This window comes from Bacillus sp. Marseille-Q1617 (genome assembly GCF_903645295.1).
GTDB lineage: Bacteria > Bacillota > Bacilli > Bacillales > Bacillaceae_B > Rossellomorea.
The window spans coordinates 981,381-1,008,249 of sequence record NZ_CAHJXM010000001.1; the positions used below are offsets into that span (position 1 = coordinate 981,381).

Here is a 26,869-nt window from a genome sequence, read left to right on the forward strand (position 1 = left end):
TCTTCAAATGTTAAGAAATCCTTTTTATTTCATCTTCTTCTAAATCTTTAGTGAATATTTTATCATTTTCTCCTTTAAAAAACTTCTTTCCATAGATGAGTACACAAAGAATGATCCCGACTGCAAAGCCCCAAGTGGCTCCTTTGGTGGCCAGCACTGCGCCGATGATCCCTGCAATCCCGAGATCTCTATGGCTGCGGGCTTCGAGGATACCTACCCGGACGCTGACGTAGCCCTGTATTAATAGGGTAAGAGCCAGTGCAATTCCAAGTATCGGTTCTACTAGACTCACAATCGGAAGCAATAGAAGGCCGGTGTTGGTCCCCCACCTGAAAGAGCCTGATCCCCCAAAGAGAGAATGCATCGCTTTTTTTCCTTCTTTGAAACGTTCGATTACGACTACCTGCATGGCAGCCCACAGGGGACCTGCCATCGTAACATCAGGACCAAGTATACTCATGATTGTATTCCGTCCCCCGAAAATCATATGAGCGCGGTTTGGGTTATAGTCGATTTTTTCATCCCGTCGTACATCATCCGCTTCCTCAATCAATGCCTTACTCTGCAGGACGTCGCCAAATAAGACAATATAGGCTGCGAGTACTGTCGGTAAAGCACTCACAAATAACATGGCAGAAGGGAAGCCCACCCCAAATACCGTATATTCACTCCAAAGAGTGCCGAAATCCGGATTGATCAGGCCCCATTCAATCGTCGGCCATGGAGCCTCCCCGAATAAAGGGGCAATGATGACTGCTAGAATAATGATAGGGAAAATGCCGAGTTTCCCAATAAGTCCCCATAGAGCGCTCTTATTTTTCAGTTGATTGAAATGCTGGGAAAAAATAATGTAGAACGCAATCCCTACAGCGATTGAGATTGTCCAAGGGAAACTTTCGAAACGGCCGCCAACCTGGAAGACCGAAATGACCGCAGCGAACCCTGCACCCAAAATGACGCCTGATTTAATCGCCGGCGGGACAAATGATACTACTTTCTTTGCAAGGCCCGTCACCCCTAAGAAAATGGAGAAGAGTCCGAGTGTGAGCTGGAAGGCGATCAGTGCGTGCACCCGCTCTTCACCTTCTGGAAACGTTGACACATAAGCCATGATTAATGGGATGGCCGGTGTAATCCAACCCGGAACAACCGGGTCGCCGAGTAAATGATGCGTCAAATAGAGAAGACCATTCAATAACACAACGGCCAAAGCAACTTCAAATGGCATCCCCAGCAGTTCAATCATCAATGGAATGGCGGCTAAGTCAACTGCACACATGAGCAGTCCCTGTAAATAGTCCGGCCACTCGAACTTATAATGGATAAATGGAAGCCTTAATTTGAATGGACCCAATGGAATGTAGGGTGATTCCTCACCATGTTTACGATTTTTCCACATATTATATACCCCTTTTCAACAATAGATATGACTCTTTTCTGAGTTTTTTTATCCCATCCTTCAGATAAAACCAGCCTAGTAGGCAGCCTGATAAATTTGTTCGATTTCTTTTTTTGTCAGCTTGCGAGGGTTATTGTTTAATAGACGTTCAATCTTGCTTGCATCTTCAGCCATTTCCGGAATGTCGCTTTCAGGAATGGAGAAGGCCCGTAATCCAGATGGAATATTCACTGAGCTGCACAATCGTTTCATTGCATGAACGGTTTGATCTGCAGCATCAGCGTCCGATAAATGATTCACTTTTTCACCTAAAGCCGATCCGATATCACGGAAACGCTCCATGCATGAAATCTTATTCCATTCCATCACATAAGGAAGGAGCAGGGCATTGCTTACTCCATGTGGAATATGGTAACGCCCCCCAAGCGGATAGGCGAGGGCATGTACTGCTCCCACTCCTGCGTTTCCAAATGCCATACCTGCCATCAAGCTTGCGGTTGCCATGTTTTCACGTGCTTCCAAATGGGAAGGGTTGGCGTATGCTTTTGGCAGATTTTCAGCGATCATTTTAATGGCATATATCGCCAGTGCATCCGTGATTGGCGATGCGTGCACCGAAATATAGGCCTCAATTGCATGGACAAGTGCATCGACACCGCTTGCAGCCGTAACAGAAGGCGGCATCGTCAAGGTCATCTCAGGCGCCACAATCGCGACATCCGGCAGCAGATAATCACTGACGATTCCTTTTTTCAGTTGAGCTTCCTTATCAGAAAGAATGGAAATATTCGTTACTTCAGATCCAGTCCCCGCTGTAGTGGGAAGAGCGATAATCGGAGCGCCTTTTTTCGGTACAAGGTCTGTCCCTACTAAATCCGTGAGCTTTCCATCAAAGCCTGCATAAGCCGATACACTTTTGGCGATATCGATGGCACTTCCTCCACCAATGGCAATCAGTCCATCATGGGCACCTTCATTGAACATGTTTGTACAATCATGCACTACTGAAAATTCCGGCTCAGGTTTTACTCCGGTAAATATTCCGCAAGTAAGCCCTTTCAGGAATGGGGTGATTTGATCAACGACGCCTGCTTTTTGCAAAATTTCATCCGTTACAATAAGGGGGTTTTTGATATCCAGACGCTGAATTTCATGTGGGATGGTTTCTATGGCACCTTTCCCGGTAATGAGTTTGTTTGCAATTTTAAATGTGGATACTGACATGATGATGTGCTCCTTTCTTATTTATGAAATCGTAGTTAGCTTTCAGAAAAAACTCTTTGTAAGAAGTAATGCAAGTTTTGTGCCAACTTTCAGAAAAGTTAGAATGGAAGGCTCTGAGGAATGTAGGGGGGGAAGGGGTTGATTGGTAAATGAATCAAAAACGGGAGATCTGATTAATTATATAATCAAATCTCCCATTTTTTCATTTTCTGTACGATTGTTGATTGGCTGACTTGTAATACTTCGGCTGCTTTACGTGTTGTTTTGTATTTCTTCAATGCCCTTGTAATTAAATTTCTTTCTACGCTGTCTACCGCTTCTTTTAATGGGATGATCTCCGTATCAGTCGGGAAGCCTTCTTGCTTGTTGCTTATTTCTCCGAGTTCATAAGGCAAATCCCCTGAAGCTATGGTATCGGTAGGGGATGTGACGACTAACCGTTCAATGCAATTTTTCAATTCCCGGATATTTCCCGGCCATTTATATTCATGAAGGATATTCAATGCCTCAATACTTAACCTCTTGCTGAAGCCATACTCTATATTAAATTCCTCAAGAAATTGCTCTGCCAAGGGGATGATTTCTTCCTGTCGATCTCGCAAGGAAGGGATTTCGATTGGTACCACATTTAATCGATAATAAAGGTCTTCCCGAAACTCTCCATTCTTTACGAGCTCTTTAATATTCTTGTGTGAAGCGGCAATGATTCTAACATTGATTTGTTTCAGTTTTGAAGCCCCGATCGGGATGAAAGCCTGGTCTTCGATGACCTTGAGTAATTTCACTTGAAGTTCCAAGGGCAAATCCCCGATTTCATCAAGGAATAAAGTCCCGTTGTCAGCGATTTCCAGCAGCCCTTTTTTTCCTTTTGCCAGAGCTCCTGTGAAAGCCCCGGGTTCATACCCGAATAGTTCAGCTTCGATTAAGCTTGAAGGGAGGGCACTGCAATTCAGCTCCAGAAAGCTTCCAACGGTACGGTTTGAGTGTTCGTGAATATACTTTGCCACCAATGTTTTACCAACACCGGTTTCACCTTGAAGAAGTACCTTTGCATCCGTTTTCGCCACTCGGTCGATGATTTCGAATGTCTTTTTCATTGTTTCACTATGATGGAATGATGATTGTGATGAATCGTTCATGAAGGTTGCTTTTGTACTCTGCCGGAGATTCTTTAATTCTTGCAGCTCTTCAATCCGGAGCTTGAGTTTCAACAGTTCAGTGATGTCCCTCACGCTGTTGATGACATATAGAATCTCCTTTTTTTTATTGAAAATAGGCGTTCCCGATACAATGATCTTCCGGCCGTTATGAATGGTCTGCATCAGTGTAACGGGCTTTTTTTCTTTAATTACCTGGATGGAAGCGGATTTAGAAATATAGCCTTCCTTAATGATTTCCTCCATATGATAACCGATCAGCTGCTGAGGTTTTAAATCAGTAATTCGCTCATATGCTTTATTTATTTTTACGGTTATGCCCGATCCGTCTGTAATGAACACGCCGTCATAAAGAGAGTTCATGATATCAGTGAAAATCTCATTCTCAAGCAGTTCGCTGTATTCGTTCTTTATCGTGGAACTTATATTGGAACTTTGTCTGGTGCCTGACAATTCATGAAAGATTTCACCTACCGTACGATCCAGTTGGACCTTTTGGAATATCTCTTTCATATCATCAAGGGTGAGGACTCCAATTGATTTACCTTTATCATCCTGCACCTCTAAAAACCCTTCTTCAGTAGAAGAAAACAATTCAACTGCACGTTCCAAGTCTTCAGAAACCCGAATCCTCATAACACCAACCTCCTGATAGTAATCGTCATCATTTATCCCATACTATCACACATTAACGCAACGAGGGACGGGCCTTTAACACGTTAAAGGCCCGTCCCTTTCAATCAATTACCGTTATTGGATGCAGCCGCTGCACCGCCGATGGCTGCTATGGTGGCGGATTGCTGTGCTTGAAGGAGTGCTTCGATGGTGGTGGAAAGGTTTGTCTGCAGGAGGGAGGAGTTCTCCATTTGGTCGCTGAGGTGCAGGGTTACGGCCATCATGAAGTTCATATCCTTCTGCCAGCTGATCTCTTTGTTTAGTGAGTCCCATATTTCCTTTACTGCCTCTATGTGGTCTTTCCCATTTGTTAAAAAAGCAAGCATGGCGATTTGGGGATAATACATCGATTTCGGGCGGATGCCTTCTTCTTTTAATTTATCGAAGATCTCCGTGCAGCGTGAAACCAATTCATCCGAATCGACTTCTTCTACGAGCGAAAGGATGTGGCTCATCGTCTGAAGGTCATTTCCTTTGTAGAAACCGGAATGATTCAACTTATCGTAAAAATATTCGATATGGTCAATCAGCAGATCTGTGTCCTGTGTTCTTTGAGCAAGCAGCATGGCAAGCGGATAATCGCTCTGCCCTGTCAAAAAGAAATGCTTTTTCCTCATTCTCTTGTATACTTCCATTGCCCTGGATGAAGAATCCTCAGCGGTTTCACCTGCACTGACGAGAATCATTGCGGAAATATAGGTATACGCTCCCATGGAGAATCCCTCATCCACAAGCGCTTTATATGTTTCGATAAAGGCTTTGAACGTTTCTTCAGGATGTTGAAAACGAGTGACGAGCATGGCAGCAAAAATATATCGCTGATGGGATTGCAGCGTGGTAAAGAATCCTACTTCCTTTTTGATGTAGTCTGCCATTTTCTCAAGGCGGACGCCGTCAAAGGCATGATTGTCGGTCACATAAAGGGAGGCGATCATCATGATGGATCGCTGGTCAGTGACCTTCCAGCTGAGCCTCTTTTTCAAATCACTATATACGTCTTTATATCGTTCGGTTTTGTTCATTTCTATCACTTCCTCATTGGGAGTTTATAGTATAGATACGAACGGGGAATTGGAAAAGTTTCGTTGATTGTGAAATTGAAGAAAGAAAGGCTCTTATTAAGTGTGAACATTTTAAAATGAAAACAGCCTGCCGGGAAAGCAGGCTATTCATCCTCACCATCTTCTACATAATGCTTAAGCATCGACAATTTATTGGACCAGAACCTCTCATAATAGGACAGCCATTCCTTCAGCTCTGTAAGAGGCTCAGGATGAAGACTGAAGATTTTTTCGCGGCCGATTTTTTTTCCGGTGACAAGCTTGGCCTCTGAGAGTATGCCGAGATGCTTCGTGACTGCTGTCCTGCTGATGGAAAAATAGGAAGTGATGTCCGAAATCGGCCGGTCTTTTTCGGCCAGCAGGCGGAGCATCTCCCGCCGGGTCGGGTCTGCAATCGCCTGAAAGACATCGTGTTTGGAAGCTCCCATTTATTCCTCGACAACCTTCCTCAGACGGTCATTCACAAGTCCGGACCAGCCGTTGTTCATGCGGTCACGTATGATGGATGCCTTTTCCCCGGCTTTGGAAATCGTTTCATCCGATTCCTTCCATCCGGCATGTACGACAGTGAATTCTGTTCTATCTCCAAGATCTTTCAAAAGAAACGTCACAACCCAGCCATCGGTATCCCATGAAAAAGAGAGCTTGTTTGGTTCATCGATCTCCAGCACTTTGCAGGGAGAGGGACCGAAAGGGGATTGAATATGAAATTCATGGCCGACCACCGGCTCGAAGTCATTCGGCATGAACCATGCCGAAATCCCATCAGAAGTGGATACGGCATCCCAAACTTTATTGATGGGTGCATTGAAGCTTGTTGTTTGTTCAATATCTTTTACGTGATTTGTCATGTAATCTCCCGCTTTCTTTAAAAATAACACCATATGGTTTCGTTTTTAATATAACACCTTTTGGTTTCGTGTCAAGTGTGGATAAAGGATTCAAAGCGTTCACTGACGAATAATAAAACAAGAATAAATTCAAATACATTGGAATCAAAATATAGGATTGACCTGTCATTTTTACGCACAAATAAACCGGAAGTCTACCAGGGCATGAGCTACACTTAATCATGAAGCAGAGGGAAAATCGCATGGAGATGCTCCAAAGAATGAATGACTGCATCGATTATATTGAAGAGAACCTTCAGGAAAAGATTGAACTGGATGAATTGGCATACATCACCCTGAGCTCGAAATTCCACTTCCAGCGGATGTTTCATATCGTGACAGGATTCACTGTCGCAGATTACATCCGCAGGAGGCGGCTGACACTTGCCGCCCAGGAATTGACGGATACAGGACAAAAGTGATTGATGTGGCATTTCAATTTGGATACGAAACGCCGGAAGCCTTTTCAAAGGCATTTCGCAAAGTTCATGGAGTATCTCCCTCGGCAGTCAGGGAATCAGGGGCATCCCTTAAAGCATTCCCGCGTATCTCTTTTCAAATTCAATTAAAAGGAGAGAAGGAAATGGACTATAAGATTGTAAAGAGGGAGTCATTCAACGTAATTGGAAAAGGGCTGAGGATGAAAACGACCGATGGGGAAAATCATCAGGAAATCCCCAAGTTCTGGAGTGAGGTGAACCATAACGGAACCTCAAAAGCCATCTGCTCTGAAGCAGGGACAGGTGAAATGCTGGGCATCTGTATGGAATTCAATCATCCTGCAGAGGAATTCACCTATTTCATCGGGGCTGAAAGCGAAGACTCAAGCGATGCGTTTGAATCCAAGGAAATTCCGGCAGCCACGTGGGCGGTCTTCACGTCAATCGGGCCGATGCCACATGCCATCCAGCACGTCTGGGAGAGGATCTATTCAGAATGGTTCCCTTCGACCGGCTATGAACATGCGGGAGGACCGGAATTCGAGCTGTATCCTTCCGGTAATGTTAATGATGAAGACTATCGATGTGAAGTGTGGATCCCGATTAAAAAGAAATAACGAGCATAGTAAGAAGCTGGCGGAATACCGCCAGCTTCCTTTTTACGTTTACTTCAGCTTTTTAGAATAAATAAGGGGGGCATGCATCGTATCCCCATCCTGCTTTGCCAATTCAATCAAGCCCACTTCCTCAATCCTGCCCTTTGTGAGGCCAATCCGGTCTACACAGTAATGAAAGGCTTTCGACAACTGATCCGCCTCCAGTTTATTGGCAAGCGTGCAGTGGGGAATCCATTGTCCAGGTTCATATAACTCATTGGCCTCTGTACTGAACGTTTTAAAGTGTTTGTGATGATGTGTATGAAAATCGAGCAACTCCTTCGTGGCCGTGGGGGAAAGAAATAGAGTATTGTAATTCAAGAACGAGCCAATATGATTGAACGTTATATCAAAGCATTTTTTATCATCATAAAAAATGTCCATCTGTTTTATATAGTTTTCCTTATCGAGTTCTTTGTAACTCGCCAGCGTTAAGTGAGGTCTCCCGTCTTGAACCTCATCAATGTAATAAGAAATTGAATGATCACGTAATTCTTTCCAGATCGTTTTTATCAAGTTTTCTGTTTCTTCATCAAACTGAGCAGTAACCCAGAACATGTTGTAACCACCTTATCATCGTATTGCTGAAATCTTCATCAGCTATGTATCTAAATACAAGTTACCCTATAAGGGGAGGGATGAATCTTGTTTAACTTATTTACGTCTAAACGACGAAAAAGTTTCAGAGAAATCGACTTGACGGATAAAAAGAATACATGTTACTGTTTAGTCACATATTACATGTGACCATTTGTTCACATGAGAAAGGATTAATCTTTATGAATGAAGAGGAACTTTCGAGTCTGTTTAAAGCACTCGGTCATCCAATCCGAAGGGACATACTGGATATTCTAAAGCAATCGCCCAAGACAACCGGAGAGTTGAATGAACGTTTCCCAGAGGTAACCCGTTATACCATTATGAAGCACTTGAACATCCTTGAAGAAGGAAATTTGGTCTTGGTCAAACGGGAAGGGAAATACCGAAAGAACTATCTGAATGCCGTTCCGCTGCAGGACATGCATCGCCGCTGGGTAGGAAAATATATGGAGGCTGACGCAAGCTCACTACTGAATTTGCGTGCAATCACTGAGAAAAGAAAAGGAGAGGAAGACATGAATAAAGAACAAAGCCAAGCATTCAAAATCGAGCAGGAAATCAACATTCATGCTCCACGGAAAGAAGTATTTCACGCACTGACAACAAATGCCGAGAATTGGTGGGAATTCAGATTGGCACCAGAAGGGGAAGCATCAACATTTACGTTCGATCCGGTTCCAGGCGGCCAGTTCATAGAGAAGTGGGGCGACAATCAGGGAGCTGTATGGGGAAATGTGTACTATGTCAATGCCCCCGAAGAAATCAGGATTCATGGACATTTAGGCATGCAGGGAGCGGTCCACAGCTCGTATATCTATCGCCTTGAAGAAAAGGATGGGGCAACGGTTCTCCGGTTATCCCATACAGCTTCAGGTATCATTGAGGAAGACTGGGAAGAGAAACACGCAGAAGGGTGGAAGTACCTTCTCGGGACCCGATTAAAAGGCTATGTGGAAAAAGAGTAACGATGATGGAGGGAACATCATGGTAGATATAAAAACAGAGATAACCATTCGATGCCCGATTGAAGAGGTATCATCGTATGCTTCAGATCCTGATCATGCCCCTGAATGGTATGTGAACATCGATTCAGCAGAATGGCTGACAGACAAACCTTTAACCCTGGATTCTCAAATTGCCTTTAAAGCAAATTTCTTGGGAAGAGAACTCGCTTATGTTTATCAAATTGAAGAATTTATCCCAGGTGAAAAATTGGTCCTGAAAACAGCAAATGGCCCATTTCCGATGAAAACAACCTATATATGGGAGAAGCTGGGACAACATGAAACGAAGATGACGCTAAGAAACCAGGGGGAACCCAAAGGATTTTCAAAAGTCCTCACCCCATTCATTGCGAAGCTTATGAAAAAAGCAAATCAGAAAGATTTAAAGAAAATAAAAGAGATACTTGAAAGATAGATGATATGGGCAGCTCCTTTCTTGTAAGAAGGGAGCTTTTTATCATTTGTCAGGGATAAAACCGGCAAATATTGTCCCAAGCCCGACAATACTATAAAATCAAACATAGGAACATTGATGGGGTGAGAATTGTTGAATTATAAACGTATAAAACCGCGTAAGATTTATGAGGAAGTGGCCGAGGCGCTGATCGATATGATCAAGTCCGGTCAATTGAAGAGCGGGGACAAGCTTGAATCGGTTCAGCAGCTGGCTGAAAATTTTCAAGTCGGTCGTTCCGCCGTTCGTGAAGCATTGAGTGCGCTCCGGGCGATGGGGTTAGTGGAAATGCATCAGGGTGAAGGGACGTATGTCCGCGAATTTGACAGTAAAATGCTGTCGCTCCCGGTTTACATAGCTGTATTGATGAAAAAAGATGATGTGAAGAACCTTTTAGAAGTGAGGCGCATCCTTGAAGTGGGAGCGGTCCAGGCGGCTGCGGCAAGAAGAACGGACGAGCAGCTAGCTGAAATAAAGGAAGCACTCGATCAAATGGAAGCTGCCAATGACCAGGAGCTCGGGGAAGAAGCCGATTTCCGCTTTCACATGGCCATCGCCAAGGCGTCTCATAATGAACTGTTGATCGGGCTGATGAACAATGTGTCGGAAATGATGGTCACCACGATGCGTGAAACCCGCAGATTGTGGCTTTACTCAGAAAAGTCGACACTAGAACGGCTCTGGAATGAGCATCAGCAGATTTATCAAGCCATTGAAGCGCAGGATGGAAGCGAAGCACAGAAATTGATGCTCGATCACCTGCAAAGCGTGGAAGAAGTCCTGATGAACTATTTTGATGAGATGAATGAATAACTAGAAGGCCCGTCCCGCACCGCTTTAAAGCAGTGCGGGACGGGCCTTCTTTTGTGGATGTGAGACTATTTTTATAAAATTTAAAAAAATTATTGTTATATGAAAGCGTTTTAATTATACTGTTATTTATGATACAGGTCATCTGATGACCTGTTTACGTGATATCTTACATGTTTTGAAAGGAGATGGAGGGAATGAGTGTTGGTACGCTGGCGTGGATCGCCACTTTACCGATTGTTTCTGTATTCTTGTTCTTGGTTATTTTAAGGTGGCCGGCGAAAAAGGCGATGCCGGTCTCTTTGTTGATCACCGTTGTAATGGCTATGTTTATATGGAAGGTGCCCGGAAATCAGGTCGCAGCAGCCAGTGTGAAGGGAATGGTGACCGCCCTGGAAGTGGGTGTGATCGTATTTGGGGCGATTCTCTTGTTGAACACACTGAAAGAAAGCGGTGCCATTTTTACGATTAGAAAAGGGTTTACCAATATTTCACCGGACCGGCGCGTCCAGACCATCATCGTTTGCTGGCTGTTTGGATCGTTCCTTGAGGGTGCTGCAGGCTGGGGTGCGCCTGCAACAATCGTAGGGCCGCTTTTAGTGGCGATCGGATTCCCGGCAATGGGAGCCGTCATGGTCGCGCTTATTCTTCAATCGACACCCGTATCGTACGGGGCGGTCGGTACACCGATCCTGATCGGGGTAAACTCCGGATTGAAGGATTCCCCGCTTGTCCAAAAATACATCGCTGAGCAGGGAACCACGTTTGACGCTTACATAAATGGAATCGGAGGTCAGGTTGCGCTCATTCATGGAGTCATCGGGATCTTCATCCCACTCTTTATGGTGACGATGCTGACGTATTTCTTTGGTAAAAATAAATCCATTACGGAAGGACTTGCGATTTGGAAGTTTGCTATTTTTGCAGGATTGTCGTTCACCGTTCCTTATGCATTGGTGGCCAATCTGCTGGGACCGGAATTTCCATCCCTCATCGGCGGATTGATCGGACTTGCCATCGTGGTTCCTGCTGCGAAAAAAGGGTGGTTCATTCCTAAGAAGTCATGGGACTTTGATAAAGAATCGAACTGGGACCCGGCTTGGACAGGTACGCTGCAAGTGGATGATAACGATAAGCCGAAGAAGAACGTTTCTTTTGTGAAAGCCTGGATGCCATATCTATTGGTAGCTGTATTGCTGGTTGCCACACGAGTCAGCTATCTTCCATTCTCAGGCTGGCTGCAATCATGGGTCATCAACCTGGAAACGCTGTTCGGTTCGGAAATTACGGTAGCTTCAAAACCTTTGAACCTGCCGGGCACCATCTTTATTCTTGTGTCACTTCTATCAATCTTCATTTATAAAATGAATATGAAGGAATATTCCCGGGCAGTGAAGGATTCGTTTAAGACCATAGTGAGTGCAATGGCCGCATTGATCTTTGCGGTACCAATGGTTCAGGTGTTCATAAACTCCGGCATCAATGCTGCAGACTACACAAGCATGCCGCTTGCGCTGGCAGAGGGTATTTCCAACATATTTGGAAGCTACTGGCCGCTTGCCGCACCGACCATCGGAGCCATCGGAGCATTTGCGGCGGGCAGCAACACGGTCAGCAATATGATGTTCTCCCTGTTCCAATTCGGAGTGGCGGATAACATCATGGCAGCACCGGCCACCATTGTAGCCCTGCAGGCAGTCGGCGGTGCAGCTGGTAACATGATCTGCGTCCATAACGTAGTGGCAGCTTCCTCTTCCGCAGGTCTGATCGGACGGGAAGGGAACCTTATCAGGAAAACCCTGATTCCAATGACCTTTTACGTGATTTTCGCGGGCGCAATAGGCTATGTCGTCATCAACGGCATCGGACTGAATATCGGAACATTCATCCTTGCCCTTGTAGCCGGATTCATCATCACCCTCATTATCAAAGGGGAAAGAAAGAATAGGCATGATAGCAAAAAGCTAAGAAAAACCGCATAAGTGCAAAGCCCGTCCACACTGTTGAAAACACAGCTAAGGACGGGTTTTTGATTTAGTGCATTTAAGTCATCTGATGACCTGTTGACTATTGGGGCAGTTGGCTTTACACTAATACTTAATAGAATAGACAGAAAAATTTCAAACATAGAAATATCGTATTCTACAACAAAAGAAGAACTCAACTATTCCTTCATACTGGAACCAAACAGAGTTTCTTCCGAAAGAAATGGGGAACAATCATGAAAGTCTCATTATTTGTCACATGTTTAATCGACATCTTTCAAACGGACGTCGGCAGGGACACGGTTGAATTACTGGAGCGGCTGGGATGCGAAGTCGATTTTCCCGAGAAACAGACGTGCTGCGGACAGCCTGCTTATAACAGCGGCCATGTCGAAAAAGCGAAAGAATCAATGAAGCATATGATCAGTGTCTTTGAGGAATCGGATTATGTCGTCACTCCATCGGGTTCATGCGGAACGATGTTCAGGGAGTACCCTCATCTGTTCAAGGGGGATCCTCAGTGGGAAGAGCGGGCAAAATCCTTAGCCGGAAAAACCTATGAATTGACTCAGTTCATCGTGGAAGTCCTAGGTGTAGAAGATGTCGGGGCAAAGTTGAACGGGAACGCAACTTATCATACATCCTGCCATATGACCCGGCTGCTCGGTGTGACGGAAGCGCCTATGAAACTATTGAGCAAAGTTGACGGGTTAAAAATGAATCCGCTTCCACACAATTATAATTGCTGTGGATTCGGCGGAACGTTTTCAGTGAAAATGTCGCCGATTTCCGAGCAGATGGTAGATGAAAAGGTTACGAGTGTGGAAGAGACGGGAGCGGACATCTTAATCGGAGCGGATTGCGGCTGCTTGATGAACATCGGAGGCCGGATCGACCGGAAAGGCAAGCCGATCAAAGTGATGCATATTGCATCGGTTTTAAACAGCCAATAGGAAAATCGAGGGGGAAACAAAATGGCTATGAAAATAGGGGATAAATCCTTCAATGACAGAGTCTCGAGCGGAATAGCCGATACATTCATGCGCGGTGCGGTCAGTTCCGCGCAGGGACGATTCCGCAGCGGGCGCCTGAATGCGGCAGAGGAACTCGGGAATTGGGAAGAATGGCGGAAGCTCGGTGAGGAGATCAGGTCCCATACGATCGAGAATCTAGACTATTACCTCGAGCTATTAAGTGAAAATGTCGCAAAACGGGGCGGCCATGTTTTTTTCGCAGAGACGGCTGAAGAAGCGAACGAATACATCACAGAAGTCGTCAAGAAAAAAGAAGGCAAGAAAGTCGTCAAATCGAAATCCATGGTCACAGAAGAAATCAATATGAATGAAGCACTTGAGAAAGCCGGCTGCGACGTCATTGAAACCGATCTGGGCGAATGGATCCTGCAAGTGGATGACCATGACCCGCCTTCCCATATTGTCACACCTGCCCTTCACAAAAATAAAGAGCAGATCAGGGACGTATTCAAGAATAAAATGGGGTACGACAAAACGGAAAAGCCGGAAGAACTTGCACTTTTTGCCCGTGAAAAATTAAGAGAAGAATTCCTTCAGGCGGATATCGGCATCACCGGATGTAATTTTGCCATCGCAGAGTCAGGCACGATCTCCCTGGTTACAAATGAAGGAAACGCACGAATGGTGACTACTGTCCCGAAGACACAAATCACCGTCATGGGAATGGAAAGGATCGTACCTACCTGGGAAGAGATGGAGGTTCTTGTCAGCCTCTTGACGCGGGCGGCGGTCGGTCAGAAACTGACGAGCTATATCACGGCTCTGACAGGACCGAAACAAGAGGGAGAAGTGGACGGTCCCGAGGAATTCCATCTGGTTATTGTGGATAATGGACGTTCTAAAATCCTTGGTACGGCCTTCCAGTCCATCCTCCATTGTATCCGCTGTGCGGCTTGTATCAATGTGTGTCCGGTATACCGCCATGTCGGCGGTCATTCGTACGGATCGATTTATCCGGGTCCTGTCGGGGCAGTATTATCGCCTCTTTTGGGCGGATATGAGGAATACAAAGAGCTTCCTTATGCATCGACTCTATGTGCAGCCTGTACAGAAGCATGCCCGGTAAAGATCCCTCTGCACGAGCATCTTCTTCGCCACCGCCAGGAAATCGTGGAGCGTGAAGGCAAGGCTCCCGTTTTTGAAAATCTATCGATGAAGGCCTTCAGTATGGGAACGGCATCCCCGGCCATGTACAACATCGGCTCGAAACTCGCGCCGACGTCACTGGCTGCTTTTACAAAAGACGGAAGCATTTCGAAAGGACCAGGACCACTTAAGAATTGGACGGATATCCGTGAATTCCCTGCTCCTAAAAAAGAGCGGTTCAGGGACTGGTATAAGAAGAGAAGCAAAGAAGGTGGACAATAATGGCGATTGGACAAATTCAAAACAGGGGATCTTTTTTAGATAACCTGGCAAAAAATCTTGGTCGTGAGCGCCGTTCGGAAGTGATAAAACCTCAGTGGCAGCACAGCCCCCAATGGGAAGTGTATGAGGGGTATTCCCAGGATGAACTGGTCGAGGTATTGAAAAAGCAGTGCGTACTGATTCACACGGAAGTGCATGAGACCGTAACAAGCGAGCTATCCACATTGATTCCCTATCTCATCAAGCAGTACGGCGGGAACTCCGTCGTCACATGGGATGATTCACGTTTTGAAGAGGCGGGGCTTTCAGAGATGGGTGATGAAGACATCACTCATCACGTATGGGACACAGAAGGCGGAGATGAAAATCTTTCGTTTTCTGCAACCGCGGATGTCGGCATTACGTTCAGTGATATGACCCTTGCTGAGTCCGGAACCGTCGTCCTGTACAGCGATAAGGGAAAAGGACGCGCCGTCAGCCTGCTCCCTGCCATCTACATCGCCATCATCCCGAAAAGCACCATCGTCCCGAGGATGACCCAGGCAGCCAAAAGCATCCACGACAAGATCGAAAGTGGAGAACTAGTAGCATCCTGTGTCAATTTCATTTCTGGTCCCAGCAACTCAGCCGATATCGAAATGAATCTGATCGTAGGTGTCCACGGGCCTGTGAAGGCGACTTATGTCATTGTGGATGATTTATAGTATGGTGAACACCTGATTCCTTTATGAGTCAGGTGTTTTATTCTGAATTGGCTCTGTAATAGATTTTTTACAAGTTCCAGCTGTTGTTTGGAGTGAAGACGAAACCCTTTATTGGCTTGGTGTATTTAACAGGGGGATGCAGAGGTGGATTCTTGTCGGAAAATCGGCAGTTCGCACATATATCCTGGATTTCGCACATATAATGAATTTTTCGCACATATATTCGAGATTCCGCACATAAATCCTATCCAAGTACCTAGCGTGGTATAAAGCCAGAGTCCTCTACTACCGTCCGCCCGCGGAAAGCGAAGTCTTGCACGGAAATCAACTGCGGTGTTGAATAGCGAAATGCAACATTTTCTTTTATCTTGGCCGAGCTTATTCCTCCATAAAACACCAAACATTTGTTACACTAACCTAGTTGCATAAAACATCTCATCAATTTAAATACAATAGAGAATACTACAGGAAAGGTTATTGGAGGAGACTATGACGAATCGAAACAAAGGAATCATACTCTTATTATTATCCGCATTCGGGTTTTCGATGATGGCCGCACTTGTGAAACTGTCCGGTGACGTGCCGACGATTCAGAAAACGTTCTTCAGGAATTTTGTTTCAGCCATCATCGCATTCGGATTTGTAAAATATCACGGAGAGCGGCTGTTCGGGAAAAGGGAGAATCAGAAGCTGCTGCTGTTGCGCTCGAGTCTCGGGGCTGCCGGGATTGTGTTGTTCTTCTATGCGATCGACCATCTCGTTCTGTCGGATGCCGATATGCTGAATAAACTCAGTCCATTTTTAACGATCATCTTCGCATCGATCTTCCTTAAAGAGAGAGCACGGATGTTCCAGATCACCGCCATCATCATTGCGTTCATCGGAACGCTGTTCATCATTAAGCCGGCGTTTTCGTATGACACGATCCCGTATATCGCAGGGCTCTTGTCGGCTGTATTTGCAGCCGGGGCGTATACTGTGCTAAGGGTCCTGGGAACAAAAGAAAAATTCTACACCGTTGTCTTTTATTTTTCTTTCTTCACCACGATGATCCTGCTGCCTTTCGTGCTCGCTTTCTATGAGCCGATGAGCTTGAAGCAGTGGGTTTACCTGCTCGGGGCAGGTTTTTTTGCCACCATCGGGCAGTTCGGAATCACCATTGCGTACAAGTTCGCACCGGCAAAAGAAATCTCGATCTTCTTTTACTCAACCGTTGTATACTCCGCACTCATCAGCATCTTCCTGTTTGGACAAATACCTGATTTGTGGAGCATCATCGGCTATGTCATCATTTTTGGAGCGTCGCTCTATATGTTCTTGAAAAACAATAAGGAAGCATAACACTGAGGCCCGTCCCTCGCTGCTTTAAAGCAGCAGGGGACGGGCCTTGTTTTGTACGGAATTTGCCTTTTATTTGTGGATAACTTTTATGGGAAGATAGACTATAATATAAATAAGAAAACTTTTCCAGTGAAGGAGAGGTAATATGGTACTTCGTGAAACGGTTTTTTCCAAGTGGGCGGTCTTACTGCTGGGTCTTGTATTGGTGAGTAATGTGCTATTATATCAGCCTTTCACTCAAGAAACTCTGATGATTGAGCTGGAAAGAGGGGTCATCCTTGGTTCCCTGCTGGATATGGTCGTGGTTTCCCCTATTTTGGTATACGCAGCTTTTAAAGTATCGAAGAAACAAGTTATTGGATTCATGGTTGCCGGGCTCGTACTTGCACGATTTTTGATTCCCGAAGAATTCTTTGCACCGTACACGATGCTGCTTTATGCAGGGGTTGGATTCGAAGCCCTGCTTTTTCTGGTTGAATTGAGCCTGATCGGTTTTCTCGTTTGGAAAATTCCCCAGGTCCGGACTGAAATGAAGAGGGCGGGGGAAGCTGCCGTCTTTTCGATGCTTCCTGCCGCTGAAAAAGCAGTCGGCAGCCATGCCCTGCTCAAAGTCCTTATATCAGAAGCATTGTTATTTTACTATTTGATCTTTTCGTGGCGCAAACAACCACCCTCTCATGATGGATGTATAACGATGCACAAGAAGACGAGCGCACTCGCCATGAATATCATGATCATTCATGCCATCGTTATTGAATCGATCGGTCTCCACTGGTGGCTGCATTCAAAGTGGCCGATCCTCTCCATCGTTTTACTACTCCTGAATGTTTATGGCGTCTTCCTGTTTATCGCTGAGATTGCCGTGATGAGGCTGCACCCCCTTGAGGTCAAGAACGGGAAGCTATATGTCACTCAAGGCTTGATGCAGCGTATAATTGTCCCACTTGAATATATTAAGAAATATGAATGGGGCGCCACACCGGAAGAACAAACGATGACATTTATGTATAATGACTTGGAACAGACAGAGCCGCAAGTAATAATCCACTTCAAAGAACCCGTTGAGGCCACACTTTTCATGGGCAGGAAGAAGTCTGTATCAAGCATCGCTTTGAGAGTCGATGATCCGGGAAAACTCAAGCAGCTTCTTCAATAATAAAAAATTAGAAAAAAACACATTCCACCGGTATCTTTTTTTGAGGCGTATCCGTTATAAGAACGAGAGGATATAAAGGAGTGAAGGAATATGATTCGTGGAACGTTGAGGAAAGAAAGTGAATCGGAGGGGCAGGAACTGCACGAGCTTGTGGATAAGCTTCTACATTACTGTCTGTTCCTGACAAAAAATAAGTGGGACGGGGAGGATCTGTGCCAGGAATCCATCTGCCGGGCGTTGAAGCATTACCCTGACCAGGAGAAATGGACCCCGCCGTTATTGAAGAAGATGGCCTACCATGCTTGGGTCGATAAGGTTCGCAAGCTGAACAGGGAAATGCTTGGCGATGTGCCCGATTTGAGTGGGGAGGAGAATACAGAAAGCGACCGTGATGTTTTAGACATGCTGGTGAAAACACTAACACCAAAACAGTTGATCACACTGGTATTGAAAGAAGCCTTTCAATATAAAATCCATGAAGTCGCTGACCTCCTGGGCATGACGGAGACCTCCATCAAGGCACTGCTCAAACGAACCAGGGCGAGACTTGAAAAACGTTCTGATGATGAAGAATCACGTTCAAATAATGACTACTGGGAAGAGTACTCTCAAGAAGATGTAGTGACACTTCTTCAGGAAAGCATCCAAACCCATGATCCCTCGGATTTGATCGAGCAGCTCCCTGATTTGATTTCCGGACAGTCCGCTCCAAAGATGCTATCGTTCCCGACTGTTACCCGCAGCGTTTCTTCTCCTTCAAGCGTCCTCTCAATGGCAGCTTAACGTTCAAGAGGAGGAATGAAAATGAGTACCATCCCATATGTAATCGAGCAATCAAGCAAAGGTGAGCGTTCCTATGACATTTATTCGAGGTTGTTGAAAGACAGGATCATCATGGTGAGCGATGAGATTAATGATCATATGGCCAACAGCATTGTAGCCCAGCTGCTATTCCTGGCAGCGGATGATCCGGAAAAGGATATTTCCCTCTATATCAACAGCCCTGGCGGTTCAACGTCCGCAGGTTTTGCGATTTTTGACACGATGGAGTATATCAGCCCCGATGTCAGGACGATCTGCACCGGTATGGCCGCTTCCTTTGGGGCGATGCTCCTGCTCGCCGGTACGAAAGGAAAAAGGTTCGCACTTCCGAACAGCGAGATCATGATCCATCAGCCGCTCGGAGGAGCCAGGGGTCAGGCGACAGACCTTGAAATATCGGCTAAAAGGATATTAAAGCTGAGGGAGCATATCAACGAAATCATCTCGGAAAAAACGGGCAAGAGCATCGAAAAGGTCGCCCTCGATACCGACCGTGATTATTTCATGAGTGCACAGGAAGCGATGGAATACGGGATCATCGATGCGATCATTGAAAAGAACAAATAGCGGCACATACTTTTATTGGGGGACAGGTGACTGTCCTTTTTTTGGTTTAATAATACAAATTAATACTAGTGTTTGAGGTCTCAATTTATTGAACGGGTAAGGTGTTTTATGGTAAGAGGGAGAGGGTTATAGTAAAATCAAAATTAGAAAGCTTAATGAATTTTTCACTCTTAATAATGATGTATATACATATCCCTGCTAAAATCGCTTCAAAAGAAAGGGTGACTTGATATGAGGGATTTTATTGCTTTTGACTTTGAGACAGCTAATCGTTCGAGGCACAGTATCTGTTCAGTCGGCATGGTGTTTGTGGAAAATGGGAAAATAGTGGATACGCTTTATGAATTAATTGATCCGGAAGAGGATTTTGATAGGTTTAATATCAATATCCATGGAATCACCCCTCAGGATGTGGAAGGTGCGCAGACGTTTGATGCTTTCTACCATTCAATTAAAGAAAAAATAGAAAATAAGTTGATGGTTGCACATAATCTATCTTTTGATGGCTTTGCCCTGCGTGATAATCTTGCCCGATATGGTGTAAAGCCGGTATACAATCAATTTCTCTGCACCTATCAGATGTCGAGGAAAATGGTCACTGGTCTTCCTGCATACAAGCTTTCTTCAGTGTGTACCCACTTCGGAATAGAATTAGAGAATCATCACCATGCTGCAGATGATGCCGAAGCTTGTGCGCATATCATGCTGAAGCTTGCAGAAGAGTATGGGGTTACAGACTTTGATTCTCTTTACAATAAGACTAGAATCACACCCGGTGAAATATCCGAGGGTATCTATCGTTCTTCTTTAATAAAAAAATATCCGAAAAAACTCGATATGAGACAGTTTGAAGTCTCAAAAGACGCAGATCCAAACCATGATTTTTACGGAAAAAACATCGTATTTACCGGTGAACTTAAATATTTTTCAAGAGCAGAAGCAGCAAAGATGGCTGCCGGGTGTGGAGGGCAGCCGCAGAACAGTGTGACAGCGAAAACCCATTATATCATCCTTGGAAACTATGAAGATGTCATGATAAAAGGTAAAAAGTCTTCTAAAATAATGAAAGCCGAAAAGCTGATCAACGATGGGAAGAAAGTAGAAATCATCAGTGAAGAGGATTTTCTGAAAAAGGTATACGGCTAAACTATACGCAAAAGAAGGGGATGTAACTTTGACACTGACACTCTTGCTTCTCATTCTCGGAGTCATCGCATGGATGATGGCTGGGAAAAAAGGCGATCGCTATCAACTGAAATGGATTCACTCTTTGAAGAACTATTCATGGTTTGCCAATCCGTGGCTCGCGGGATTATGTTTATTCGGTATCAATCTATTCTTGTTCGGCATGACTGGCTTGATTTTGATCGGCCTTTCGTACTTAATGATCCCGTATTTTCATTTGGTGATCATGATGCTTGCAGTCATCGTCAGCATCCTTGTGTGGAAATCGATCGCTTCCGCACGCAGCTGGAAAAAGGGGGAACGGGTGAAGATTGCCGTGACCGGCAGCAGCTTCTATTTATGTATGGCCGTCTTTTTTTATTATCAAATCGTCTCTTATGTCCCCCGGTTTCCCGGAGACGACACATTCATGGCCACCCTTGGATTCATGGTCGGAATCCTCGTGACTGCAGTGGCATTCCTTACATGTTTAAGCATCATTCTCTTCACGAAAGATTCTTTATCGAGGGAAGCATAATCATGGTGCCTGGCTCAACTCACACCTTTGAGCCAGGCACCATTCTTTATTTCTCAAATGCTTTCCATTATCCTATAAGGAAAATGCTTTAAAAAGAGGGACTGTAATGAAAACCATACATAGTGACATCATACAATTCAGGGGAAATCATTATGATTTCGGATACATGCAGGGAGAACGCATCAAGGACTCCATTACGGTCAAAAACCGTGAAAATCAGTGGAAGGTCAGAAAGCCGCGATTTTCAATCGATGTGAATGAAACAAAGGAAGTCATCACGCGGTTTGCCCCCGGCATCTGGGACGAACTGCTCGGCCTCGAGGAAGCACTGGAGTGGCCGATGGAAAAGATCCTTCAGGAGTTCGGCGGCTACAGGGTCGATTACGTTCGTTCCGGCTGTTCGATTCTGACTGGCCAAGACTATATGGTCAGGAATTATGATTATCATCCAAAGACATACGAAGGACGCTACGTTTTTTACCAGCCGACGGATACAGGATATGGCATGATCGGACCCAGCCAGCGGGTGACGGGAAGAATGGACGGCATGAATGAGAAGGGCTTGGCTGTCGGCTATAATTTCATGCACCGGAAGAATCCCGGCGGCGGGTTCATTTGCTGCATGATCGGCAGGCTTATACTTGAGTCGGCGGCTTCAGTGGATGAAGCGGTGGATCTCCTGAAGGAAATTCCTCATCGGCATTCGTTCAGTTATGTTGTACATGATAAGAGCAGCCAAACATTCATCGTTGAAACTTCACCGCGAGGGGTCGAAGTGAGGCAGTCTAACACCTGTACCAACCATTTTGAAATCATGAAAGACGAAAATCGTAATCACTTGGTCGATTCAAAGCGAAGATTAGCCGTGATGGAAAAGAGAAGAGGGGGGCATTCCGGCATTGATGATGCTTTTCGCCTCTTGAACGACAGTGATGGCGGAGTCTTTTCAGACCTTTACGGCAGCTGGGCGGGCACGATTCATACATCTGCTTATCTGCCAAAAGAAATGAAAGCATGGTTCGCATTGGGAGGCGACCGGGATCCGGTTGTGTTTGACTTTGCAGATTGGTTGAAGGGTGACGACGTTGACATGATTCAAATAAATGGTGAAGTAGATACAGATATCTCTTTTGTCCATATGGATGAAGGAGCGGACTGGTTTAAAAGATAATCCCGGCATATATCCGGGATTGTTTTTTTGGATTTTTTTAACGGGAGAGGTTAAAAACAGAAAAAATGCTACCATTAAAAACCTATTTATTACTTTATTATGAAGATTCGCATGACTTTCATCTTAATTTGGTAAACGTGCCAAAATAGGCACATAGCTTTTGAATCCGGTGTCAGTATAATAGAACTAGAAAGGTTGTTTTGCAGGAGGGTTGCTTATGGGTCAAAAGAAAAGAAGCTGGCTTGAAAAGTTAAGGAAAATAAAGGGATTCAGCCAAGAGGAAATTGCAAATCTGGTTCACATAGACCGATCCTATTATTCTAAAATTGAAAGCGGCGTCAGGATTCCAAACGCAACACTAGCAGAAGATCTGGCTGATTTATTGAACTTTCACGTGTCTATCTTTGAATTGGAAGAAGGTCCGTTTTATTTTGCTTTACAGGATGCCCCGATGATTGTGGCACACTTTAACCTTAATTTAGAATATACTTGGATTTTCAATCCTCATCCTGATTTCGATGCAGTTTCCGTCATCGGGATGAACGATGTGGAATTGGATGATAATCCAGGAACCAGACAGTTAATGGAATTGAAGAGAGAAGTTATTGCTGAATGCAAGCCTCTCAGGAAAACGATTCTATTTTCAATGTCCGACGGCCTTTATCATTATGACGTGTCATGCCACCCTTTATTCAATGAGAAAGGGGAACTGATTGGAGGAAGTTCCGCATCAACTGAGCTCAGCAAGGTTGAGAAGATAGAACCATTTGACCGTGAACACTCATCTGAGAACCTCACATTAATAAAAGAATAGGGGTGGAGGATGTGTTTGATTCTGTGTTGACGAATTTATTATTAAACTTTTTCTTCATCATAATCGGTCTATTATTCTTCGCACTTTATTTTGATATCAAGAAAAAAGTACCTTCCAGGTCACTTGTCATCATCATCTCTTCTTTGACCATCTTATTTTGTGTGATATTCAGCTCCAAGCTTGACTCCGGGGTCTATGTAGACCTGCGGAGGATCCCGTTTTTCTTGGCCAGTCTGTATTTCGGTCCTAGGGTATCCTTTATATTGTTGATGATCATCATCATGTTGAGGCTTGCCATAATCGGTGATGGATTTATCATACTGGTCATACTGAATTATGTTAGTACCTTCTTGATTTTAGCCGTGTTGTATAAAGGGTTTCTGAAAGCAGAGAAAAAAGTAAAATTGATGTACTCAGTGGGAATCTGTTTACTCATGACCCTCTATAACGTTTTATTCGGCTATATGTCTGGAGCTGAAATCACGTTTTATGAATATGTCTGCATCGTTCTCATTCCGTTGGGAGCGACGATTCTTTCCGTATTGACTGTTGAGATACTGCGCAAGCTGATGACGATGAGAAGATTATCCACTCAAAATGAAAAGCTTCAGGTCGTTGGACAGTTGGCGGCAAGCATTTCCCATGAAGTCAGAAATCCGTTAACTTCCTCAAAGGGTTTTTTACAATTGATGAAGAATGAAAAAGATCAGGACACCCAGCAGCGGTTCCTCGACTTATCACTGAAGGGCATTGACCAGGCGAATCATGTTATAGAAGAGTATCTTACATTCACAAGTTCCGTACCTGATAGAGTGGAGCAAATCGACGTGAAGGGATCCATTGTTGAACTGATCGAGCTGATGGAGCCATTGGCCTTCCATCATCGTGTGAAAATAAAAACTCAACTAATGGATGACATGTATGTTGAAGGACAAGCCCGAAGCTTCAAGCAATGCGTAATGAATATCATGAAGAATTCGATTGAATCGATGCCTGCCGGAGGAGAACTTAACCTTACTATGACCTTTAAGGAAAAGCTTGTCATTTCCATTTCCGATACAGGGTTTGGGATGACTGATGAGCAGATTCACCGTTTTGGTGAACCATTCTATACAACAAAAAATGAAGGAACGGGACTCGGCATCATGGCTGCCAGCATCATCGTGAATTCCATGAAGGGTAAAATACAGGTAAAAAGCGAATTGAACCGGGGTACGACGGTTTATTTGGAGTTTAATGAAGTGAACAAAGAGCTCCGAAAGCAGTAAAAAAGGAATCTGGACTTTGACAGTAAGTAGTTCAGTGTTGGAGTGCAAAACTAGAAAAAGCAGTCCAAAACGGACTGCTTTTTTACTGTGAATTCGTAATAAAATTCACCTAATAAATTTCATTAATTGAGTTAGTCACCAAAGGAAGGGCAATTAAAATAGCGGAAGATTTTTCCGTTAAACTGCAGAATTTAGCTTGGGAGAGGTAAGTAAGGGAAGAATTTTCCGTTAAACATGCTCAGTCACCCAATTATTCAAGTTTTTTAAGTAAATAGCGGAAAATTTTCCCTCTATTTACCCTATTTTCCCCGCCATTTCTTTCATAAGGGAAATTTCTTCCTTTATGGTATAAGCTTATGGTCTACTGGTTCTTTATTAGTCCTCGCTTTTTTGGTGGAGGGGGGCGAAGAATAGAGAATTGCTTATTGAACAAACGAAGGGCTTAATTTGAAGAATGGATCACTTTTCAATCAGTGAATTTATTAAGTTATTTTAACTCCTATAAGAACGAATTACCCATAATGGATAAAATCCGTTAGTGAATTCGCCCCTTAAATCAAAGAGTACAATATATATGTCAGTGTTGCGGAAACGTCATGCGATTTTAGATGCCAAAACACACTTGAAGGCAAAAGATAAACCGTAGTAGCAATAAAAAACAGCATACGAATAATGGTGCGAATTCGTATGCTAAAAGACATTGGATATTAACATTTTGTACCTCTAAACTGAACTACTTAATTTAACAGCCAGATTCCTTTTCTTCTTATACAAACTTCACAATATCATCAAACGGTCTGCGCGTTTTCGGGGCCGGATCATTTACACGGTATCCGAATGCACACATGACTGAAATGCTGAAATGGCCGTCGTCAAGCAAGCCTTCTTCTTCGAGCAGAGTATTCATCTTATCGATATCGAAGCCCTCGATCGGACAGGAATCCACACCGATTTGAGCGGCTGCCGTCATCATGTTTCCAAGAGCGAGATACGTTTGCTTGCCTGCCCAGTCCAAGAGTGGTCGATCACCGTTCAGAAGGTCGAAGTCCACTTTTTGGAACTGCTCGATTTTCTCAAGGTATTTACTCATATGATCTTCTGGCATGTTTTTGATATTTTTGAAATGATCGAGAAGATAAGCTGAGTCATATTGGGTATCCAATTTCGTACGTGCCAGAATGATGACAAAGTGGCTAGCTTCCGGCAATTTCCCATAAGCTCCCCATGCCGTATTCTTGATTTTGTCACGAAGACCGGGATCTTGGATGACAAGGAATCTCCATGGCTCAAAGCCGAAGGAACTCGGGGATAAACGTCCGGTTTCCATGATGAATTGAAAGTCATCATCGGCTACTTTTTTGTTCGGATCAAATTGCTTTGTTGCATGCCTGAATTCATAGGCATCCAGAATTTCCTGCTTGAGTGCTTCTTTATCCCTCATGTAAACATTCGCTCCTTACTTAAAATAATTGACTTCTCTAAAATATCATAAGTTGTTTGAGGATTCACATAATTTGATTGAAAACAGTCAGTCTCCTGAAACCATTATCTGTTCAAATCGTATATGAGGTAATAGAATAAAAGGAGAGATGCTCATCATGGAAATCATCTTGGCCATCCTGATCGGTGCAGGAATGCTTTTCCTTTTCAATTGGGTCATGGGCTATAGGAAAGGGCATATTCAAATTGATTTTGAAGAACGATATTTCAAGGAGAAGGAACATATCGAAGCAATCAGGACGGAGCTTGAAAAACAAGGAAAAGAAGTCCACTATCAAGGTAACGGCCATTTTACCATAGACGGTAAACCGTATCTGTTCATAGAGCGGACCGTCTCCATGGGTGGAGTACCCATGCAGAGGACCATTCTTAAACCGATTAAAAAGTAAAGGCCCGTCCCTCGCTGCGTTAAAGCACTGAGGAACTTGCCTCGACAGGGAGTTTTTTATGAAAGAACACTATTTTGATGAGCTGCTGAATATAAAGACCGGAAAGGATCAGATGGGGATGCCGAGGTCGATCCATTACCACCGCTACGAGCCAACCCCATACGGGGCCCTTCAGGAATTATTCCAAGTCTATGAGTTAAAGAAGAGCGACCGTGTTGTGGATTTTGGCTGCGGGAAAGGACGGCTCAACTTCTTTATCCATTATTTATTCGAGGCCACCGTCATTGGTATTGAAATGAACGAACAGTTCTATGAGGAAGCAGTCGCGAACAGGGAGAACTATTTAAAAAAGAAGAAGGGAAGAAGGAGTGCGGTTGAATTTCATTGCTGCCTGGCTGAAGAGTATGAAATCCACCCGGGTGATAACGTCTTCTATTTCTTTAATCCTTTTTCCGTGCAAATCTTTATGAAAATCATCAATAACATCCTGTATTCTTTGGAGTTTTCTCCCCGTGACATCGAAATCGTCTTATACTACAGCTCGGATGATTACGTTCATTACCTTGAGAACCATCCATTATTCGAGTTGAAGAAGGAGATCGATCTTTCAGGGGAATATGAGCATAATGTGTATGAGCGGTTTTTGGTTTATGGGATTGTTTATTAACTCAGCAGCTG

General features: G+C 44.3%; 28 protein-coding genes. 20 read left to right on the forward strand and 8 right to left on the reverse strand.

Annotation, left to right across the window (positions count from 1 at the left end):
- Positions 1 to 10 precede the first annotated feature (10 nt).
- The 6 genes from HWX64_RS04875 to HWX64_RS04900 form a co-directional block, all read right to left on the reverse strand.
- Positions 11 to 1,399, reverse strand: coding sequence for a hypothetical protein (locus tag HWX64_RS04875; protein WP_175987763.1), 1,389 nt, complete (start codon positions 1,397 to 1,399; stop codon positions 11 to 13).
- A gap of 75 nt (positions 1,400 to 1,474) precedes the next feature.
- Positions 1,475 to 2,623 carry an iron-containing alcohol dehydrogenase gene (locus tag HWX64_RS04880; RefSeq protein WP_175987765.1) on the reverse strand — a complete coding sequence of 383 codons (1,149 nt, stop codon included), beginning with the start codon at positions 2,621 to 2,623 and terminating at the stop codon, positions 1,475 to 1,477.
- 185 nt (positions 2,624 to 2,808) lie between these two features.
- Positions 2,809 to 4,416 carry a sigma-54-dependent Fis family transcriptional regulator gene (locus HWX64_RS04885; RefSeq protein ID WP_217703487.1) on the reverse strand — a complete coding sequence of 536 codons (1,608 nt, stop codon included), beginning with the start codon at positions 4,414 to 4,416 and terminating at the stop codon, positions 2,809 to 2,811.
- 104 nt (positions 4,417 to 4,520) lie between these two features.
- Positions 4,521 to 5,477 (reverse strand): DUF4003 family protein, encoded by a 957-nt coding sequence (locus tag HWX64_RS04890; protein ID WP_175987767.1) that lies wholly within the window; start codon positions 5,475 to 5,477, stop codon positions 4,521 to 4,523.
- 143 nt (positions 5,478 to 5,620) lie between these two features.
- A complete protein-coding gene (locus HWX64_RS04895; RefSeq protein ID WP_175987769.1) occupies positions 5,621 to 5,944 on the reverse strand; it encodes a helix-turn-helix transcriptional regulator in 324 nt (107 codons plus the stop codon).
- Positions 5,945 to 6,367: an SRPBCC domain-containing protein gene (locus tag HWX64_RS04900; RefSeq protein ID WP_175987771.1), complete on the reverse strand. Its 423-nt coding sequence runs from the start codon at positions 6,365 to 6,367 to the stop codon at positions 5,945 to 5,947.
- A 242-nt stretch (positions 6,368 to 6,609) separates the two neighbouring features.
- Here HWX64_RS04900 and HWX64_RS22175 point away from each other — a divergent pair, with 242 nt between their 5' ends.
- Positions 6,610 to 6,828, forward strand: coding sequence for a hypothetical protein (locus HWX64_RS22175; protein ID WP_368495566.1), 219 nt, complete (start codon positions 6,610 to 6,612; stop codon positions 6,826 to 6,828).
- Positions 6,829 to 6,833: 5 nt separating this feature from the next.
- A complete protein-coding gene (locus tag HWX64_RS04905) occupies positions 6,834 to 7,463 on the forward strand; it encodes an AraC family transcriptional regulator (protein WP_368495567.1) in 630 nt (209 codons plus the stop codon).
- Between the two features lie 48 nt (positions 7,464 to 7,511).
- On the opposite strand, the gene HWX64_RS04910 is transcribed toward HWX64_RS04905, so the two are convergent.
- Positions 7,512 to 8,060 carry a 2'-5' RNA ligase family protein gene (locus tag HWX64_RS04910; protein ID WP_175987773.1) on the reverse strand — a complete coding sequence of 183 codons (549 nt, stop codon included), beginning with the start codon at positions 8,058 to 8,060 and terminating at the stop codon, positions 7,512 to 7,514.
- A 221-nt stretch (positions 8,061 to 8,281) separates the two neighbouring features.
- Here HWX64_RS04910 and HWX64_RS04915 point away from each other — a divergent pair, with 221 nt between their 5' ends.
- The 16 genes from HWX64_RS04915 to HWX64_RS04990 all read left to right on the forward strand — a co-directional run bounded on the left by HWX64_RS04915 (position 8,282) and on the right by HWX64_RS04990 (position 24,302).
- Positions 8,282 to 9,067, forward strand: coding sequence for an SRPBCC domain-containing protein (locus tag HWX64_RS04915; protein ID WP_175987775.1), 786 nt, complete (start codon positions 8,282 to 8,284; stop codon positions 9,065 to 9,067).
- A gap of 19 nt (positions 9,068 to 9,086) precedes the next feature.
- Positions 9,087 to 9,521, forward strand: a complete 435-nt coding sequence (locus HWX64_RS04920; protein ID WP_175987777.1) for an SRPBCC family protein — start codon at positions 9,087 to 9,089, stop codon at positions 9,519 to 9,521.
- A gap of 132 nt (positions 9,522 to 9,653) precedes the next feature.
- Positions 9,654 to 10,373: a FadR/GntR family transcriptional regulator gene (locus HWX64_RS04925; protein ID WP_175987779.1), complete on the forward strand. Its 720-nt coding sequence runs from the start codon at positions 9,654 to 9,656 to the stop codon at positions 10,371 to 10,373.
- A gap of 194 nt (positions 10,374 to 10,567) precedes the next feature.
- A complete protein-coding gene (locus HWX64_RS04930; protein ID WP_175987781.1) occupies positions 10,568 to 12,352 on the forward strand; it encodes an L-lactate permease in 1,785 nt (594 codons plus the stop codon).
- A 239-nt stretch (positions 12,353 to 12,591) separates the two neighbouring features.
- Positions 12,592 to 13,308: a (Fe-S)-binding protein gene (locus tag HWX64_RS04935; protein ID WP_175987783.1), complete on the forward strand. Its 717-nt coding sequence runs from the start codon at positions 12,592 to 12,594 to the stop codon at positions 13,306 to 13,308.
- A gap of 21 nt (positions 13,309 to 13,329) precedes the next feature.
- The gene (locus HWX64_RS04940) at positions 13,330 to 14,757 is read left to right on the forward strand and encodes a LutB/LldF family L-lactate oxidation iron-sulfur protein (RefSeq protein WP_175987785.1); all 1,428 of its coding nucleotides are present in this window, start codon (positions 13,330 to 13,332) and stop codon (positions 14,755 to 14,757) included.
- Positions 14,757 to 15,461: a lactate utilization protein C gene (locus HWX64_RS04945; RefSeq protein WP_175987787.1), complete on the forward strand. Its 705-nt coding sequence runs from the start codon at positions 14,757 to 14,759 to the stop codon at positions 15,459 to 15,461. Before HWX64_RS04940 ends, HWX64_RS04945 begins: the two co-directional genes overlap by 1 nt.
- Before the next feature lie 489 nt (positions 15,462 to 15,950).
- Positions 15,951 to 16,802 (forward strand): DMT family transporter, encoded by an 852-nt coding sequence (locus tag HWX64_RS04950; RefSeq protein WP_175987789.1) that lies wholly within the window; start codon positions 15,951 to 15,953, stop codon positions 16,800 to 16,802.
- A gap of 145 nt (positions 16,803 to 16,947) precedes the next feature.
- The gene (locus tag HWX64_RS04955) at positions 16,948 to 17,958 is read left to right on the forward strand and encodes a hypothetical protein (protein ID WP_175987791.1); all 1,011 of its coding nucleotides are present in this window, start codon (positions 16,948 to 16,950) and stop codon (positions 17,956 to 17,958) included.
- A 90-nt stretch (positions 17,959 to 18,048) separates the two neighbouring features.
- Entirely contained in the window at positions 18,049 to 18,741 is a 693-nt protein-coding gene (locus tag HWX64_RS04960; RefSeq protein WP_175987793.1) for a sigma factor-like helix-turn-helix DNA-binding protein, read from the forward strand.
- A 21-nt stretch (positions 18,742 to 18,762) separates the two neighbouring features.
- Positions 18,763 to 19,347, forward strand: coding sequence for an ATP-dependent Clp endopeptidase proteolytic subunit ClpP (gene clpP, locus HWX64_RS04965; protein ID WP_175987795.1), 585 nt, complete (start codon positions 18,763 to 18,765; stop codon positions 19,345 to 19,347).
- Positions 19,348 to 19,578: 231 nt separating this feature from the next.
- On the forward strand, positions 19,579 to 20,493 hold the full coding sequence (locus HWX64_RS04970; RefSeq protein ID WP_175987797.1) for an exonuclease domain-containing protein: 915 nt from the start codon (positions 19,579 to 19,581) through the stop codon (positions 20,491 to 20,493).
- Positions 20,494 to 20,521: 28 nt separating this feature from the next.
- Positions 20,522 to 21,049 carry a hypothetical protein gene (locus tag HWX64_RS04975; RefSeq protein ID WP_175987799.1) on the forward strand — a complete coding sequence of 176 codons (528 nt, stop codon included), beginning with the start codon at positions 20,522 to 20,524 and terminating at the stop codon, positions 21,047 to 21,049.
- A gap of 106 nt (positions 21,050 to 21,155) precedes the next feature.
- A complete protein-coding gene (locus HWX64_RS04980; RefSeq protein WP_175987800.1) occupies positions 21,156 to 22,220 on the forward strand; it encodes a C45 family peptidase in 1,065 nt (354 codons plus the stop codon).
- A 217-nt stretch (positions 22,221 to 22,437) separates the two neighbouring features.
- On the forward strand, positions 22,438 to 23,034 hold the full coding sequence (locus HWX64_RS04985) for a helix-turn-helix domain-containing protein (RefSeq protein ID WP_175987802.1): 597 nt from the start codon (positions 22,438 to 22,440) through the stop codon (positions 23,032 to 23,034).
- 11 nt (positions 23,035 to 23,045) lie between these two features.
- A complete protein-coding gene (locus HWX64_RS04990) occupies positions 23,046 to 24,302 on the forward strand; it encodes an ATP-binding protein (RefSeq protein ID WP_175987804.1) in 1,257 nt (418 codons plus the stop codon).
- Positions 24,303 to 25,068: 766 nt separating this feature from the next.
- On the opposite strand, the gene HWX64_RS04995 is transcribed toward HWX64_RS04990, so the two are convergent.
- Entirely contained in the window at positions 25,069 to 25,743 is a 675-nt protein-coding gene (locus HWX64_RS04995) for an NAD(P)H-dependent oxidoreductase (RefSeq protein WP_175987806.1), read from the reverse strand.
- Between the two features lie 157 nt (positions 25,744 to 25,900).
- On the opposite strand from HWX64_RS04995, the gene HWX64_RS05000 reads away from it, so the two are divergent.
- Positions 25,901 to 26,191 carry a hypothetical protein gene (locus tag HWX64_RS05000; RefSeq protein ID WP_175987807.1) on the forward strand — a complete coding sequence of 97 codons (291 nt, stop codon included), beginning with the start codon at positions 25,901 to 25,903 and terminating at the stop codon, positions 26,189 to 26,191.
- Positions 26,192 to 26,249: 58 nt separating this feature from the next.
- Positions 26,250 to 26,858, forward strand: coding sequence for a methyltransferase (locus HWX64_RS05005; protein WP_175987809.1), 609 nt, complete (start codon positions 26,250 to 26,252; stop codon positions 26,856 to 26,858).
- Positions 26,859 to 26,869 lie beyond the last annotated feature (11 nt).

Excerpts from the sequence above, each read along its gene's own strand:
- HWX64_RS04910 (WP_175987773.1), bottom strand. The coding sequence starts at position 8,060 with ATGTTCTGGGTTACTGCTCAGTTTGATGAAGAAACAGAAAACTTGATA.
- HWX64_RS04950 (WP_175987789.1), top strand. The coding sequence starts at position 15,951 with ATGACGAATCGAAACAAAGGAATCATACTCTTATTATTATCCGCATTC.
- HWX64_RS05005 (WP_175987809.1), top strand. The coding sequence starts at position 26,250 with ATGAAAGAACACTATTTTGATGAGCTGCTGAATATAAAGACCGGAAAG.
- HWX64_RS04930 (WP_175987781.1), top strand. The coding sequence starts at position 10,568 with ATGAGTGTTGGTACGCTGGCGTGGATCGCCACTTTACCGATTGTTTCT.
- HWX64_RS04980 (WP_175987800.1), top strand. The coding sequence starts at position 21,156 with ATGAAAACCATACATAGTGACATCATACAATTCAGGGGAAATCATTAT.
- HWX64_RS04895 (WP_175987769.1), bottom strand. The coding sequence starts at position 5,944 with ATGGGAGCTTCCAAACACGATGTCTTTCAGGCGATTGCAGACCCGACC.
- HWX64_RS04935 (WP_175987783.1), top strand. The coding sequence starts at position 12,592 with ATGAAAGTCTCATTATTTGTCACATGTTTAATCGACATCTTTCAAACG.
- HWX64_RS04880 (WP_175987765.1), bottom strand. The coding sequence starts at position 2,623 with ATGTCAGTATCCACATTTAAAATTGCAAACAAACTCATTACCGGGAAA.
- HWX64_RS04955 (WP_175987791.1), top strand. The coding sequence starts at position 16,948 with ATGGTACTTCGTGAAACGGTTTTTTCCAAGTGGGCGGTCTTACTGCTG.
- HWX64_RS04875 (WP_175987763.1), bottom strand. The coding sequence starts at position 1,399 with ATGTGGAAAAATCGTAAACATGGTGAGGAATCACCCTACATTCCATTG.
- HWX64_RS04940 (WP_175987785.1), top strand. The coding sequence starts at position 13,330 with ATGGCTATGAAAATAGGGGATAAATCCTTCAATGACAGAGTCTCGAGC.
- HWX64_RS05000 (WP_175987807.1), top strand. The coding sequence starts at position 25,901 with ATGGAAATCATCTTGGCCATCCTGATCGGTGCAGGAATGCTTTTCCTT.
- HWX64_RS04970 (WP_175987797.1), top strand. The coding sequence starts at position 19,579 with ATGAGGGATTTTATTGCTTTTGACTTTGAGACAGCTAATCGTTCGAGG.
- HWX64_RS04915 (WP_175987775.1), top strand. The coding sequence starts at position 8,282 with ATGAATGAAGAGGAACTTTCGAGTCTGTTTAAAGCACTCGGTCATCCA.
- HWX64_RS04885 (WP_217703487.1), bottom strand. The coding sequence starts at position 4,416 with ATGAGGATTCGGGTTTCTGAAGACTTGGAACGTGCAGTTGAATTGTTT.
- HWX64_RS04985 (WP_175987802.1), top strand. The coding sequence starts at position 22,438 with ATGGGTCAAAAGAAAAGAAGCTGGCTTGAAAAGTTAAGGAAAATAAAG.
- HWX64_RS04995 (WP_175987806.1), bottom strand. The coding sequence starts at position 25,743 with ATGAGGGATAAAGAAGCACTCAAGCAGGAAATTCTGGATGCCTATGAA.
- HWX64_RS04920 (WP_175987777.1), top strand. The coding sequence starts at position 9,087 with ATGGTAGATATAAAAACAGAGATAACCATTCGATGCCCGATTGAAGAG.
- HWX64_RS04960 (WP_175987793.1), top strand. The coding sequence starts at position 18,049 with ATGATTCGTGGAACGTTGAGGAAAGAAAGTGAATCGGAGGGGCAGGAA.
- HWX64_RS04890 (WP_175987767.1), bottom strand. The coding sequence starts at position 5,477 with ATGAACAAAACCGAACGATATAAAGACGTATATAGTGATTTGAAAAAG.
- HWX64_RS22175 (WP_368495566.1), top strand. The coding sequence starts at position 6,610 with ATGGAGATGCTCCAAAGAATGAATGACTGCATCGATTATATTGAAGAG.
- HWX64_RS04900 (WP_175987771.1), bottom strand. The coding sequence starts at position 6,367 with ATGACAAATCACGTAAAAGATATTGAACAAACAACAAGCTTCAATGCA.
- HWX64_RS04945 (WP_175987787.1), top strand. The coding sequence starts at position 14,757 with ATGGCGATTGGACAAATTCAAAACAGGGGATCTTTTTTAGATAACCTG.
- clpP (WP_175987795.1), top strand. The coding sequence starts at position 18,763 with ATGAGTACCATCCCATATGTAATCGAGCAATCAAGCAAAGGTGAGCGT.